Raw genomic sequence first — 14,872 nt, 5'->3', positions numbered from 1 at the left:
AAAGGAAACCCGCACAGGCTCCGGCTGTACGAATTAGTAATGCACAGCCGGAGCCTGTGCGAACCTGATTAACGACAAAACTCAAGTACCGAGTCAATGACATACGTCTGTTCGTCGTCCGTCAGGGTCGGGAACATGGGCAGGCTCAGGCAATGGGCATAATAGGCTTCGGCATTGGGGAAGTCGCCGGGTTTCCAGCCGAATTGCCGGTAGTAGGGCATCAGATGGACCGGTATGTAGTGAACCTGCGCCATGATGTTGCGGGTACGCAAAAAGTCGTACAGCCCCTTTCGATTGGCCACCTGAACGACGTAAAGGTGATAAGCATGGCTAATGCCAGCGGGCGGTACGATAGTGGTCACCGCTGTTCCGGCAAAGGCGTCATCGTATCGTTTGGCAATTTCCTGCCGATGGGCCAGCATGGCATCGGCGCGTCCTAACTGGCTGTTGCCCAAAGCCGCCTGCATGTCGGTCAGGCGGTAGTTATAGCCCAGCTCCTGTAGCTCCATATACCAGCCCCCGCGCTCGGGTTCGCCGGGATAGGGCTCCGTGAAGTCGGCTGGTTTATTGGTAATGCCGTGCGTGCGGAGTCTGAGCAAGTGTTTGTACAGGGCTTCGTCGTTGGTGGTGATCATGCCCCCTTCGCCAGCCGCAATGTGTTTTACGGGGTGAAAGCTGAAGATTGCCAGGTCGGCCAGTGAACCATCGCCACAACGGTGCTCAACCCCTTTAGTATCAACGAACGACCCACCCGGCGAATGGCAACTGTCTTCCAGCAGCCACAAACCGTGTGCATCCGCCAGTTCGCGGAAAGCCGCAAAATCGACGGGGTAGCCTCCGAAATCGACTGGAATAATACCCGAGAAATAGCCTTTGGGGTGCTGTTCGATCAGCGTCCGAACGGCGTTTATATCAAGCAGGGCGGTCTGTGGGTCAACATCGGCAAAGTAAACGTCGCCCCCGCAATACCGAACGCAGTTAGCCGACGCCGAGAACGTAATGGGCGTGGTGATAACGCGGGTGCCTTCAGTTACGCCCAGGGCCATGCAGCACAAGTGCAGCGCGGCTGTTCCGTTCGCCACTGCTACGGCGTATTGACAACCGATATAGCTGGCAAATGCCGTCTCAAACGCGCCAATATGTGGTCCCTGCGTCAGGAAAGGCCCACGCAGCACATCGGCAACAGCCGCAATATCTTCGTCCGTAATATGCTGACGACCGTAGGGGATGGGTTGATTCATAGGTAGTGCGGGTGGAAACCCGCCATTGGTCATTGCAAGAAAGCGGGTTTCCACCCGCACTACGCCGAAAAGGCCGGGTCAACGTGTTCCCGAATCTGGTCGCGGAGTTGTTCGATGGTGAGCCAGTCGGTGTTGGTGCCGGAATTGTATTTGAATCCCATTTCTACCTGCCGCCCGTTGAAGGCTTTCATGTAATCGTCCACATCCCAGGTAGGCGTGGAGGGGGTGATGACATAGTACTTGTCCGTCTCGACTGTATTGAGCGAGTCGGTTTCGGTAATCATCTCCTCGTGCAGTTTCTCGCCCGGACGAATACCGACCAGCTTCTGTTCGCAGTTGGGGCCAATGGCCGTAGCCACGTCGGTGATGCGGTAGGAGGGAATCTTCGGGACAAAAATTTCACCGCCCCAGGCGTGTTCGAGGGCATGGAAAACCATCTCAACGCCCTCTTCGAGGGAGATGTTGAAACGCGTCATGTCGGGGTGGGTGATGGGCAGAACGCCGTCTTTGCGTTTTTCCAGGAAGAACGGAACCACCGACCCCCGGGAGCCAATAACGTTGCCGTACCGCACCACCGAGAACTGCAAATTGCGGCTGCCTTTCATGTTGTTGGCGGCAACAAACAGTTTATCGGAGCACAGTTTGGTGGCGCCGTAGAGGTTGATCGGTGCTGCCGCTTTATCTGTCGACAACGCCACCACCCGCTGAACGCCGTTGTCCAGGGCGGCATTAATCACATTCTCGGCTCCGAAAACGTTTGTTTTAATGCACTCCATCGGGTTGTATTCGGCGGCAGGAACCTGTTTCAGGGCCGCAGCATGCACAATAATATCAACCCCTTCGCAGGCCCGCTTGAGCCGGTCGCCATCGCGCACATCGCCAATAAAGAATCGGATGGATTTATATTTCGATTGCGGATAATACTGCGACATTTCAAACTGCTTCAGCTCATCCCGCGAGTAGATGACCAGGCGTTTGATGTTCGGATAGCGCTGGTAAACCATCTCGACAAATTTTTTGCCGAAGGAGCCGGTACCACCGGTAATTAAAATGGATTTATTCGTTAAATCAAGCATCGTGTTAAAGTAAAAGTTGGTGTAGTTAGTAAGTCGGTAAGTCAATAAGTCGGTAAGTGGCTGGCGCATGAAGACAATACTCGTGCGTCAGCCACTTACTGACTGACCGACTTAGGCGGAGCCGCTTACCGACTTACTAACTACCTGTTGTCGTTCGAAGGCGTCGATGTAGCTCTTGGCACTGGCATTAATGATCCGAACCCTACGATAGTCAGCATAGTCGCGCAAAACTTCGTAACCCCGAAAGACCTTATGTAAAGATAAGAACTGCGAGGCCATCGAAAAGGTGCGCTGCCGTTGGGCATCGGAATACACGGGCTGGTGCGTCACATCTTTCGGTTTGTCGTAGAAATGGATCTGTTTGATCAGCAGTTGGTTCTGGTCGTTCAGTCGTATTTGTTCGTGCCAGGAGGTGTCGGCCCCGTACAGGTAAATGGTGTCGAACGTTCGATTGATCATCAGGGTCAGGGCCGAAATGATAACGGTCTGTGCCTGAGGCATTCCCAGCCCTTTTGCATACAGCCAGAAGGTGAACCCCCTAAAGCCGCGAACAACGGTGTAGTTGAAATAAACCGCCTTGATCTGTGGATTGCTCTGTTCAATTTTTGCCATCAGATACGAGCCTTTGGCAAAGTGCGGGACGTATAACGTCATGGGCCAGTCGACCCGCTCCTGAAAAATGGACAAGGTTTTTCGGATATCATCGCGGTCGGTGGTTTGCTCGGTGAAGACAAAGTAATTCGGGTCGGAAATGACGTAATTCTGAGGACGCAGCCGCAGAAAAACGTCGGCATGCGCGAAGTTATTGACGCACACGATCTCGGTTTGTTGAATAAAATCGAACTGCTCGGCCAGTGACTCGTTGAGCGATGGGCCGTTGCCCAGTACCGAACAGGTGGGAAGCTGCCGGTTGGGAAGGCGGGTCGTATGCCGACCGCGAATCGCCACTTTGAGCAACGATACCAGCGACGCAACTAAATCGCTCAGAAATTGACTAATGGAATTAAAACCAGCTTCGATCATGTACCCGGCATCTGACGGGATGCCTTTTTTCTACAAAACAACGAAAAAAACAGCACATGGTCATGCCCGACTTACAGCGCCTTCCCGAAGGTCAACTTAGATGACTCCCTGGAACCCAGGTTACGCTTAAAACGCATGAGGCTCGGTTTCGGTTGCCCGTTCGCATCGAGCGACACCCCTAAATCCAGAAGCCTGATGTTTTCCTGCTGACAGTAACTAAACAGGCCGTCGACCAGCATGACCATCGGGCTAAAGGAGCGATAGGCCGAAGCCGATGCGGGAAGTAAGTTGTATAAAATGTCGTGCCGCACCCGTACTGTTACCGTTAACGCGGCCAGTTGGGTGCCATCATGAACGGTAAAAACAGAAAAAGAATCCTGAAATCTGGTGAGCAGGTTGATTAACCGCTCAGGCTGGATCGTTAGCGGGTAGCCTAACTGACAGCGGGTGTGCCGAATGAAGTCAACAACTGACTGGCTACTGAGTGTTTGCCCGTGAGTGAATACAAAACCCGCGTCGCGGCACTTACGCAGCCGTCGGCGCTCCGCCGGAATAAGTTGGCTGACAAAGGGTTGTTTGTGGATGGGCAGAAAGAAGTTCGGATGGCTTTCGGTCACGTGAAAGCCATGTTTCGCCAATACCCGCATCAATTGCTCTGTTTGTTGGGGAGCATAGCAGGTAGGGTAATTGACCAACGTAAGGGCCCTGGCTCCTGCACCGCGGACGGCTTCTGTCAATGTGTGTACAAAGGCACTGAGAACCGTATCGGAAACGCTTTCCGAAAATTCGATGGAGCCGAACGGAGCAGCCAGCGGGCTAACGGCCTGACCATCCTGAACAAAGAACGCGTAGCGTACATCCGCTTGTTGGGTTTCCCCGTTAATCGCCGAAAGAACAGAGACCCTGCCGTCGTTCTGCTGATACAGGTGCGGGGGTTCGTTGAAGAGGAAACCGGGCTGGCAAAAGCGAGGAACAGCCGTGTACTGTGGACTGTCTTGCCATAAAAACGTGTGTCGGGTCATTTCGTATACGCATGGGAGTTCTCCAGACGACTTAGCTATGGAGAAAGTAACAGCCTGCGTCTATGAACGCGATGAGTTAAGTCATTACCAGTCGAAAAGGGGAAATACAAAGAGGATGACTGTCTGGCCAGACCGTTTTTATCCGGTTCAGCTCAGGGGCTTCTTTCGTGATCAGGAGAGCAACATGAGAAACACCCGCTGCGATTGCGCCAGATCTATTGTCAGTGCATTCATCGGTAAACCCATATCTGTGTTAAAACGTAGGGGTGCCTACCGAAAAAGCCGTGTGATTATCAAGCTTGCTGGCTTATAATCACACGGCTTTCCCGTAAAACGATGATGAATTTCAGAGAGGGATCGATCTTACTTACGTTTATTCACCTGGGCGTATACCAACTGAATAATACCGTCTTTCAGCCCCAGGTCGGGGACAATAATCTTGTTGGCTCCTGCCCATTTCATTACAGAAATGTAGATGTCAGCGGCCGGAACGATCACGTCGGCCCGGTCTGCGTTCAGGCGGAGTTTATTGATCCGGTCTTCCTGACTGAACCCCGCAATGAAATCGCGAATGCGTTCAATTTCGGAGCGGCTCGTTTCGGTTTCCGAAATTTTTGAGGCCAGGTTAAAGAGCTTGCTGATGTTGCCGCCGGTACCCACCGCCGTAACTTCCTGCGAAGAGTCGATGTTATCTTCTACCCAATCCTCAATCTTGCGCCAGGCCCCTTTGTGCTCTTTCCCTTCCAGCAAACGGACAGAGCCAATTTTAAACGATTTGGAGTTGATCTTCTGCCGATTCACATAAACGTTGAGTTCGGTGCTGCCGCCACCCACATCGATGTGAAGATACTGCCGGTCATCTAAGGCATGAACGACCACGTCATTGATCAATTCAGCTTCTTTCCGGCCGTCAATGATATGAATTTTGATACCCGTCAGGGCTTCTATCCGTTTAGCCACTTCCTGGCCATTGGTTGATTCCCGCATGGCCGACGTAGCACAAGCCATGTATCCTTCTACCTCATGCAGTTCCATTAATAGTTTATAGGCTTGCATAAGCTTGGTTGTCCGGGCTTCGCTTTCGGGGGTTAAGGCACCGAAATTGAACACGTCGTGACCCAGTCGAAGGGGAAACCGAACGTATTCAACCCGCTTAAAGCTAACCAGGTTATCATTATGCAATACCGTCGAAATTTGTAGACGGGCTGCGTTCGAACCGATGTCAATAGCTGCCAGTTTCAATGTCTATAGAGCTTTGTGAAGGGGCCAAAGGTAATTTTTTTGCTGTACAAGATAAACTCTACTGTCTATTTTCGACTGACGGGCAGAACCCGCTCTCCGGTTTTTCATACATGAAGACGGTGTCAGGTTCCAAAGGGCGAGAAAGCATCAATGATGGAATCAACTGACAAAATTTTTGATCGGGTTACAAGGGACCGTTACCTCATAAATTTATTTAAGGCGCGCTAACACGAATAGATTCACGTTACAAGTAGTGTCAAAATAGGGTTACCCGTCTACAGGTTGTTTACGAGCCATCTCCCCACGACAAAACAGGTTTAGTGAATTCGTTTTATGCTGTACAGTAAAGTATGGGTCAAAGGAAGTCTGCTATCATTGGTAACCTTCGTTGTCGGCTGGCTACTTCTCGAATGGGTGTCTGGCATTATACTGCATTGGAAAGATAGCGCCCAAAAGCCAGCTGCTACAGCTACAGAAAAAAAGGGTGGCCATAGTCCTTCACCGGCAACCAACACGCTGACACTGGTCCGAAACGAAAACCTGGGCATTGTCAGGCCCGCGCCCGGCCAGTATGAAACGGCTTATCCCGTAAAAGAAACCGGACTGGAAAAAATTAAACCGGGCCCGATGGATAAAGCCGTTTCGATCATGTACCACATCGACAGCTTATCCCGCCGGGTGACGCCCTTTGACAGCCGTCGGGCAGTAGGGAAATACGCCCTGTTTCTGGGTTGCTCCTTCACGTATGGCGAATCCGTTGCCGACTCCAGCACACTGCCCTATTTTTTTGGGAAACAAACCGGATACCGGCCTTATAACTACGGTGTATCGGGCTTTTCGCCAGCCCATATGCTGGCGCTTCAGCAGTCGGTAAACATGCGAAAAGAGGTCGCCGAGAAAACAGGAATAGCCATTTATACCTACATAGAGGACCACCTGGCGCGGGTAGCTCCCAGTACCAAATGGGTATCGAACTCCCGGGGGTTCTGGCCTTATGTTAACCCGGCTACCTTGACCGTAGAGAGTACCTATGCGCAAAAGCACCCCGTTCTGGTCAAGCTCATCCAGGGGATGTATAAAAGCAATATCATTAATCTTTTTAAGATAAATTTCCCCCGCTTCTACAGTGACGGGCAATACCAGCGATTTGTATCTATTGTCAAGAAATCAGAGGAATTATACCGACAGCAGTTCGGCAATGACAACTTCTACGTCGTTATTTTTCCGGCCTATCCGATGGCACCTGAATTGCGGAAAGCGTTTGAGCAGGCGCAGTTGAAAGTCGTTGATTATTCAACGCTGTTTTCCTGGAAAGCGGCCTACGATGGAATGCACCCCAACGCGGATTCTTATAAACAGGTAGCGGAAAAACTAGCCGAAGATTTACCCGTAAAGCCCGGCCAGAAAGACGCTGCCTTGTGAAGCATACGTGCTTATGCCGCTGGGTTATTAACCAGGAAACACGTTAATTTTTCATGGCAACTCCATTTTTATGGCTGACCGAAAACTAACTGACCTTGGTTCTAATGTTAGATTTGCTAAAAAAACCGTTACTTTGGGTCTCGTTTGACCAGTAACATAGTTCATGACCATATTAGGCATCTCTGCTTTTTACCATGATTCGGCAGCAGCAATAATTGAAGACGGACGTATCATTGCCGCTGCTCAGGAAGAGCGGTTCACCCGCAAAAAGCATGATCCGGGATTTCCCGCCGAAGCCATTAAATACTGCCTGCAGTACAGCGGGGCAGACCTCAACAAGCTGGATGCGATTGTATTTTATGACAAGCCACTGCTCAAATTCGAACGGTTGCTGGAAACATATTATGCCTTTGCCCCTCAGGGACTACGGTCCTTTTTGATGTCGATTCCAGTCTGGCTTAAAGAAAAATTGTTTCTAAAACGCCTTATTCGCCAGGAGCTGGAAAAGTTGGGTTACGACCCATCGCGCAAGGTAAAGCTGCTGTTTCCCGAACACCACCTTTCGCATGGTGCCAGTGCCTTCTACCCATCGCCTTACGAACGGGCCGCTATCCTGACCATCGACGGCGTAGGCGAATGGGCCACCGCGTCTATTGGGTTGGGCGAAGGTAAAAACATCTCTATCCTGAAGGAAATGCGGTTCCCGCACTCGCTTGGGCTGCTGTATTCGGCATTCACGTATTTTCTGGGCTTCCGGGTCAACTCGGGCGAGTACAAGCTGATGGGGCTGGCCCCCTACGGCGATCCCAACTCGCCGGACGTGGCCCGTTACATGGAAATCATAAAAGATAAACTGGCCGACCTTCGCCCCGATGGTTCCGTTTGGCTCAATCAGACCTATTTCGATTATGCTACGGGCCTGAAAATGGTTAACGAGGCCAAGTGGGCCGAATTATTCGGTTTTCCGAAACGTCAGCCGGAAGATGAACTGTTGCCCCAGCACTGTAATCTGGGACTGGCCATTCAGTATTTAACCGAAGAGGTTGTGCTGAACATGGCCAAAGAAGCCAAACGACTCACCAATGCCGATGCGCTGGTGCTGGCCGGTGGCGTCGCCCTCAACTGCGTGTCGAATGGCAAGCTTCAGGCTGCGGGTATTTTCAAAGACATCTTTATTCAGCCAGCCGCTGGTGATGCCGGTGGTGCGCTGGGCGCTGCTCTGGCTGCCTATCACATTTATTTCGGACAGGAGCGGGTTGTAACCACCGAGCGCGACGCTATGCGGGGCTCTTACCTGGGGCCTACCTTCTCCGATCTGGATGTGGAGTTAATGGCCAAAAAATACAAAGCCGTAGCTACGCATTACACCGATTTCTCGGCATTAACCAGCGATGCGGCCAAGCTGCTGTCTGAAGGAAACGTGCTGGGCTGGGTGCAGGGACAGATGGAGTTCGGCCCACGGGCGCTCGGCGGACGCAGCATTCTGGGCGATCCCCGTAATGCCGAAATGCAGAAGAAGCTGAACCTGAAAATCAAATACCGGGAATCGTTTCGGCCGTTTGCGCCTTCCGTTTTAGCTGAAGACTGCGCCGAGTATTTCGACTACGACGGTATTTCACCGTATATGCTCCTCGTTCATCCGGTTGCCCAAAAACGCCGGACGCCCGTACCCGCCGATTATGCCAGTTTCCCACTGCGCGAAAAACTCTATTACCAGCGGTCCGATCTGCCCTCCATTACGCACATCGACTACTCGGCCCGTATTCAGACGGTGCATAAAGATACCAATCCGCGCTATTACGAGCTGATCGAGTCCTTCAAGAAGTTGACCGGCTATGGCGTTATTGTCAACACCAGCTTCAACGTGCGGGGCGAACCCATCGTTTGTACACCCGACGATGCCTACCGCTGCTTCATGCGTACCGAAATGGATTACCTGGCCGTCGGCAACTACCTGTTCGACAAGCGCAAACAGCCCGAATGGCAGGGGAGCGATAACTGGAAAGAAGAATTTGTTTTAGATTAATGAACGACCTTTTTTAATGCAATCAAAACTCTTTTCCAGTGCTGTTCGCCTGCTCCTGCTGGGATTTCTCATCTTTTTCGTTTTCTACGGCGACCATTTTGGGGTAAGCTTCGACTACCCGCGCAAGGGGTTGTTCGATAATATATACGTCCGCCTGATCAAGTGCGCGCTGTTTCTGTTGATTCTCATGGAAATCCTGCGCGTCTATTATTATGGCGTCGTTAAAAATCCGAACCCGCCCAAACTGCTTGGTAACGTAGCGACCCTGTTTGTGCCGCTGATCGTGGTGATGGTGTTCCTGGAAATGGCCTTTATGTTCATTGCCCAAAGCCAGGAGGGTGGCCTTACGCTGGCCTCGCACATCTGGTTCGAGCGGCACTGGCCCCCCATGACGGGCGACTACCGCGATACACCCAAGACGGACACCCTTGGTAAGAAGAAGGTGTTTATTGTTGGCGATTCGTTTTCTGCGGGCCACGGCCTGAATACGGCAGAAGAACGGTATGGCAACATCCTGGGCGAAAAACTGGGCGAAAAACAATACGTGACCTATAATCTGGGCATATCCGGTTCCGACACCCGCGATGAGTATGCCCGTTTGCTGAAGTTTGGTAAAACGCCTGATATTTTAATTCTTCAGTATTTCCCGAATGACATTGAAAAGGTAGCGCACGATCATGGCCTGATACCGGAAGGCTTCAGACCGTATTCCGATCTGCCCCGTTTTGTTCAGTCGCTCTTTATGCGGTCCTATTTGCTGAACTACCTGTACTGGCAGTTTCCGCATGGTAACTTTGCCCCGTTCGATGTGTATGCCCGAACTGCGTACGGTACCCCTGCCATCATCAACGACCACCTCGGCGATCTGACCAAGTTTATTACCTATGCCAAAGAGCATAATGCGCGTTTCTACGTCGTCATGTTCCCTTTCTCGCATAACATCGAAAAGACGGCGCAGTATGTGAAGCCGGTCGTCAATCTTTTTCAAACCAACAATGTGCCGATTCTGGATGTCGGGAAGCTAATTGGCGACATTGCTCCGAATGATCGGGTAGTGGGGCGCAACGACGGCCACGCCAGCGCTATTGTCAACAAGCGGGTGGGCGAGGCATTGTTCAAACTGGTGCAGTCGAATCCCGGCACTGGTCAACTGGTATCTGTTAACAAGTAAGCAAACACAAAAAACTATGGAATTCTTACAGGATATTTTCAAGTTCATGAAACAGCGCAAAAAATGGTGGCTGGCTCCCATGATCATTTTATTGTTACTCATCGGCGTCCTGATTGTCATTGGCGGTGGCTCGGCAGTAGCTCCATTTATCTATACCCTGTTTTAATTAACGCATGGACGTTACGGAGAAAGTAAAAGCCCAGCTGGTCATCGTTACCGGCCTGGTCGTATTGTATTTTATTACGAAGTCGCCCTGGTTTCTGTACGGAGCTGCGGCTGTGGGTGTCTTGAGCCTGGCCATTCCGGCCGTTGGCGACCTCATCGTAAAGGCATGGTTCAAGCTGGCCGAGATATTGGGAAATATCAACGGTAAAGTCATTCTGTCCATCCTGTTCTTCGTGTTTTTGTTCCCGATTGCCCTGCTGTACCGCATGACGGCTAAAAACCCGCTGGCTCTGAAACGGGATGATGCCAAATCATTCTATACCGAGCGCAATCATCTGTATACGAAAGAGGATCTGGAAGACGCCTGGTAATCAGTAAATAGAAACACGTTGATTTTGGGTGTCTCCGTTGCTGGGACACCCTATTTTTGTTTAAATTTGCCATAGCTTATCCAGAAAGACGGAGGGAACGGACCCGATGATGTCTTGGCAACCGACCAGCCCAGGGGAATGGTGCCAATTTCCACCCGCTTTATGGCGGGAGAGATAAGTTAGCGATTCGCTATCTGTCTGTCTTTCTGGAATCCGGCCATTTTGCTTTATTGGATTTTTTTTAGTGCGCCCGTTGTTGGTTCCTGACAATGTCGCCTTGCTATACAGCCTTTGAAAACGATATACGAACTTCTTCACGAACGCATCCTTGTCCTCGATGGGGCAATGGGTACGATGATTCAACGGTATAACCTGACTGATGCCGATTACCGGGGCGAGCGATTCCGGGACTGGCCCCATGATCTGAAGGGAAACAACGATTTACTGTCTCTGACCAAGCCCGACATCATTCAGGCGATTCATAAACAGTACCTCGAAGCGGGTGCCGACATTATTGAGACCAATACCTTCAGCGGTACGTCCATTGCCATGGCCGATTACCGCATGGAGGATCTAGCCTATGAACTTAACTACGAGTCAGCTCGAATCGCCAAGGAAGTTGCCGTTGAAATAACAAACCAAAATCCCGGTAAACCTCGCTTTGTAGCCGGAGCAATGGGGCCAACGAACCGGACGGCTTCGCTCTCGCCCGATGTCAATAACCCGGCCTATCGGGCTGTTACGTTCGATGAACTGGTCAATGCTTATTATGAACAGGTGAGCGGACTGGTTGACGGCGGGTCTGATTTACTACTGGTTGAAACGATTTTCGATACGCTGAACGCCAAGGCAGCTATGTTCGCCATCGACAAATACTTCAACCTGAATCCACAAAAGACGGTTCTGCCCATTATGATCTCCGGCACCATTACGGACGCCAGCGGTCGGACGTTGTCGGGGCAAACGACGGAAGCCTTTCTGTATTCGGTATCGCACCTGCCCCTGTTGAGTGTAGGCCTGAACTGTGCCCTTGGTGCTCAGTTGATGCGTCCCTATATTCAAACTCTGGCCAAAGAAGCGCCCTTCTTTACGTCGGCTTATCCCAATGCGGGCTTGCCTAATGAATTTGGTGAGTACGACGAGACGCCGGACATGATGGCTCTTCAGATTGAAGATTTCGTTAAAAGCAGTTTTGTTAATATCGTAGGTGGCTGCTGCGGCTCCACACCCGATCACATTCGCGCCATTGCGGCTGTTGCCGCTAAATACCCGCCCCGGCAGTTACCCGAGCCAGAGCCTTATCAGAAACTGAGTGGTCTTGAACCATTAAAAATTACCGAGCAAACCAACTTTCTGAACGTCGGTGAACGGACCAACGTAACGGGTTCCAAGAAATTTGCCCGACTCATTAAAGAAGGTAACTTCGACGAGGCCCTTAGCATTGCCCGTGGACAGGTAGAAGGCGGTGCTCAGGTCATCGACGTCAACATGGACGAAGGAATGCTGGATTCGGTGGAGGCCATGAAAACCTTCCTGAACCTGATCGCTGCCGAACCCGACATTGCCCGCGTTCCCATCATGGTCGACTCCTCCAAGTGGGAGGTGATCGAAGCGGGCCTGAAATGTGTGCAGGGGAAAGCCATCGTTAACTCGATCTCGCTCAAAGAAGGGGAGGAGGCATTCATTGAACGGGCACAACTGGTAAAACGCTACGGTGCCGCAGCGGTCGTGATGGCGTTTGACGAAAGCGGTCAGGCCGATTCCTACGAACGACGTATCCAGATCTGCGAACGGGCCTACCGGATTCTTGTCGACAAGGTTCACTTCAATCCTCAGGATATCATCTTCGACCCGAACATCCTGACCGTTGCCACGGGTATTGAAGAACATAACAACTACGCCGTCGACTTTATCAACGCCACCCGCTGGATCAAGGAAAACCTGCCGCTGGCCAAAGTAAGCGGTGGCGTATCGAACATCTCGTTCAGCTTCCGGGGGAATGATGTAGTCCGGGAGGCCATGCACTCGGCCTTTTTGTACCACGCTATTCGGGCCGGTATGGATATGGGAATCGTGAATGCCGGTCAGCTGGAGGTCTACGACAGCATTCCAAAAGAGTTGCTGGAGCGTTGTGAAGACGTATTGCTCAACCGTCGCGACGATGCTACCGAACGCCTGGTCGATTTTGCCGAAACGGTGAAAGCGAAGGGGAAGGCCATTGTGCAGGACGAAAGCTGGCGGCTGGAACCCGTTCGCGAACGGCTCAAGCACGCGCTGATCAAAGGAATTACCGATTATATCGATCAGGATGTAGAGGAAATCCGGCTACAGGTAGAACGACCCCTACACGTCATTGAAGGCCCGCTGATGGATGGCATGAACGTGGTTGGCGATCTATTTGGCGCGGGTAAGATGTTCCTGCCGCAGGTCGTCAAATCAGCCCGCGTGATGAAAAAAGCGGTGGCTTATCTGACGCCCTTTATTGAAGCGGAGAAGTCGGGCACCGGCTCCTCGAATGCCGGTAAAATCCTGCTGGCCACCGTGAAAGGTGATGTGCACGACATTGGCAAGAACATCGTTGGCGTAGTGCTGGGCTGTAACAATTACGAGATCATCGACCTTGGTGTGATGGTGCCTACCCAGAAAATTCTGGACGCGGCCCGCGAGCATAATGTCGACATCATTGGCCTGAGCGGCCTGATCACGCCGTCGCTGGATGAGATGGTTGGTGTAGCGAAAGAAATGGAACGGCAGGGCTTTAAACTGCCATTGCTGATTGGTGGCGCAACAACGTCCCGAATCCACACGGCCGTTAAAATTGACCCCCATTATTCCGGTCCCGTCATTCACGTCCTGGATGCCAGCCGGAGTGTACCCGTGGCCGGGCGACTGGTGAGCGAAACAGATGGTACGAAGGATAAAATCTTCACGGATATTAAAGCGGAATACGTCAAACTCCGGGAAGATCACGCCAAGCGCCAAAAGGAAAAAGCCAGCCTGACGATCTCGAAAGCCCGCGAAAACCGCACGCAAATCGACTGGTCGGCCTTCCAGCCAACCAAACCTGCGTTCCTGGGTAATCGCTATTTCGAAGACTACGATATTGCGGAATTAGCCAGTTACATCGACTGGACGCCTTTCTTCCAGACGTGGCAGCTGCACGGTAAGTACCCCGCTATTTTCGATGATGCTATTGTGGGCAAAGAAGCCAAACAGCTGTTCGACGATGCCAACACGCTTTTGCAGGAAATCATCGACAAAAAATTGCTGAGGGCTAAAGCTGTTGTCGGGTTCTTTCCCGCCAACTCGGCTGACGACGATGTACTGCTGCACGATTTTGAAGAGCACGTTCGCGAAACGCCCTGCGAACGGCATGGCTCGCACCAGCATATTGAATACAGGATTAGCAAAGCGCAGTCGCAGGCGGCTGTAACACCGGCGGGTGAGTTGATTTACGACACCAAAACGGTGCTGCACTTCCTGCGTCAGCAAAACCAGAAAGCTCCCGGTTTGCCAAACCTCTGCCTGGCCGATTACGTTGCCCCGCTGGAAAGTGGCCGGGAAGATTATATCGGTGGTTTCGCCGTTACGGCGGGTATCGGTATTGAAGCCCTGCTGGAAAAATACGAGCGCGACCACGACGATTACAACAGCATTATGGTGAAAGCCATCGCCGACCGTCTGGCCGAAGCGTTTGCCGAGCGGATGCACGAGCGCGTTCGGAAAGAGTTCTGGCCCTATGCCGTCGATGAAAATCTGCCCAATGAGCAGTTGATCAAAGAAGCGTATCAGGGTATCCGTCCCGCACCGGGCTATCCAGCCTGCCCCGATCACACCGAAAAGGGCACCTTGTTCAATCTGCTGGATGCCGGTAAAATTGACATCGAACTCACCGAAAGTTACGCCATGTACCCGGCTTCGTCGGTGAGTGGCTTCTATTTTTCACATCCCGAATCGAGGTATTTTGCTGTTGGTAAGATCAACAAAGACCAGGTGCTGGACTACGCTCAACGGAAAGACATGCCGGTTGAGGAAGTCGAGAAATGGCTGAGCCCCGTGTTGAGTTATGATGCGTAGGGCATCCGCAAATTGACATTTATAACAACAGGAATG

The 14,872-nt window shown here is 51.7% G+C and carries 10 protein-coding genes, 1 pseudogene and 1 riboswitch; of the genes and pseudogenes, 6 read left to right on the top strand and 5 right to left on the bottom strand.

Annotation, left to right across the window (positions count from 1 at the left end):
• Positions 1-68: 68 nt before the first annotated feature.
• From pseC to ACYVK4_RS06940, 5 genes and pseudogenes are all read right to left on the bottom strand, one after another.
• Positions 69-1,241 carry a UDP-4-amino-4,6-dideoxy-N-acetyl-beta-L-altrosamine transaminase gene (gene pseC, locus ACYVK4_RS06960; RefSeq protein WP_461126769.1) on the bottom strand — a complete coding sequence of 391 codons (1,173 nt, stop codon included), beginning with the start codon at positions 1,239-1,241 and terminating at the stop codon, positions 69-71.
• 59 nt (positions 1,242-1,300) lie between these two features.
• Positions 1,301-2,317 (bottom strand): UDP-N-acetylglucosamine 4,6-dehydratase (inverting), encoded by a 1,017-nt coding sequence (pseB, locus tag ACYVK4_RS06955; protein WP_461126768.1) that lies wholly within the window; start codon positions 2,315-2,317, stop codon positions 1,301-1,303.
• A gap of 111 nt (positions 2,318-2,428) precedes the next feature.
• Positions 2,429-3,340 (bottom strand): hypothetical protein, encoded by a 912-nt coding sequence (locus ACYVK4_RS06950; RefSeq protein ID WP_461126767.1) that lies wholly within the window; start codon positions 3,338-3,340, stop codon positions 2,429-2,431.
• 182 nt (positions 3,341-3,522) lie between these two features.
• Positions 3,523-3,987: pseudogene (locus ACYVK4_RS06945) on the bottom strand (GNAT family N-acetyltransferase); the annotation flags it as partial.
• Positions 3,988-4,725: 738 nt separating this feature from the next.
• Positions 4,726-5,604, bottom strand: coding sequence for a Ppx/GppA phosphatase family protein (locus ACYVK4_RS06940; RefSeq protein ID WP_461126766.1), 879 nt, complete (start codon positions 5,602-5,604; stop codon positions 4,726-4,728).
• A 333-nt stretch (positions 5,605-5,937) separates the two neighbouring features.
• Here ACYVK4_RS06940 and ACYVK4_RS06935 point away from each other — a divergent pair, with 333 nt between their 5' ends.
• From ACYVK4_RS06935 to metH, 6 genes are all read left to right on the top strand, one after another.
• Complete coding sequence (locus ACYVK4_RS06935) at positions 5,938-7,026, top strand: hypothetical protein (protein WP_461126765.1); 1,089 nt, start codon at positions 5,938-5,940, stop codon at positions 7,024-7,026.
• A gap of 163 nt (positions 7,027-7,189) precedes the next feature.
• The gene (locus tag ACYVK4_RS06930; RefSeq protein WP_461126764.1) at positions 7,190-9,052 is read left to right on the top strand and encodes a carbamoyltransferase family protein; all 1,863 of its coding nucleotides are present in this window, start codon (positions 7,190-7,192) and stop codon (positions 9,050-9,052) included.
• A gap of 16 nt (positions 9,053-9,068) precedes the next feature.
• Positions 9,069-10,223 (top strand): SGNH/GDSL hydrolase family protein, encoded by a 1,155-nt coding sequence (locus ACYVK4_RS06925; protein WP_461126763.1) that lies wholly within the window; start codon positions 9,069-9,071, stop codon positions 10,221-10,223.
• 16 nt (positions 10,224-10,239) lie between these two features.
• On the top strand, positions 10,240-10,389 hold the full coding sequence (locus tag ACYVK4_RS06920) for a DUF5989 family protein (protein ID WP_012928744.1): 150 nt from the start codon (positions 10,240-10,242) through the stop codon (positions 10,387-10,389).
• 7 nt (positions 10,390-10,396) lie between these two features.
• Positions 10,397-10,759, top strand: coding sequence for an SxtJ family membrane protein (locus ACYVK4_RS06915; protein ID WP_461126762.1), 363 nt, complete (start codon positions 10,397-10,399; stop codon positions 10,757-10,759).
• Between the two features lie 73 nt (positions 10,760-10,832).
• Positions 10,833-10,940, top strand: a riboswitch (SAM riboswitch).
• A gap of 110 nt (positions 10,941-11,050) precedes the next feature.
• On the top strand, positions 11,051-14,836 hold the full coding sequence (gene metH, locus ACYVK4_RS06910) for a methionine synthase (protein WP_461126761.1): 3,786 nt from the start codon (positions 11,051-11,053) through the stop codon (positions 14,834-14,836).
• Positions 14,837-14,872: the final 36 nt, after the last annotated feature.

The organism is Spirosoma aerophilum (genome assembly GCF_054782495.1).
This window is presented reverse-complemented; position numbering and strand designations above follow the sequence as displayed.

Coding starts and splice junctions, on each gene's coding strand:
- pseC (WP_461126769.1), bottom strand. CDS start 1,241: ATGAATCAACCCATCCCCTACGGTCGTCAGCATATTACGGACGAAGAT.
- pseB (WP_461126768.1), bottom strand. CDS start 2,317: ATGCTTGATTTAACGAATAAATCCATTTTAATTACCGGTGGTACCGGC.
- ACYVK4_RS06950 (WP_461126767.1), bottom strand. CDS start 3,340: ATGATCGAAGCTGGTTTTAATTCCATTAGTCAATTTCTGAGCGATTTA.
- ACYVK4_RS06935 (WP_461126765.1), top strand. CDS start 5,938: ATGCTGTACAGTAAAGTATGGGTCAAAGGAAGTCTGCTATCATTGGTA.
- ACYVK4_RS06930 (WP_461126764.1), top strand. CDS start 7,190: ATGACCATATTAGGCATCTCTGCTTTTTACCATGATTCGGCAGCAGCA.
- ACYVK4_RS06925 (WP_461126763.1), top strand. CDS start 9,069: ATGCAATCAAAACTCTTTTCCAGTGCTGTTCGCCTGCTCCTGCTGGGA.
- ACYVK4_RS06920 (WP_012928744.1), top strand. CDS start 10,240: ATGGAATTCTTACAGGATATTTTCAAGTTCATGAAACAGCGCAAAAAA.
- ACYVK4_RS06915 (WP_461126762.1), top strand. CDS start 10,397: ATGGACGTTACGGAGAAAGTAAAAGCCCAGCTGGTCATCGTTACCGGC.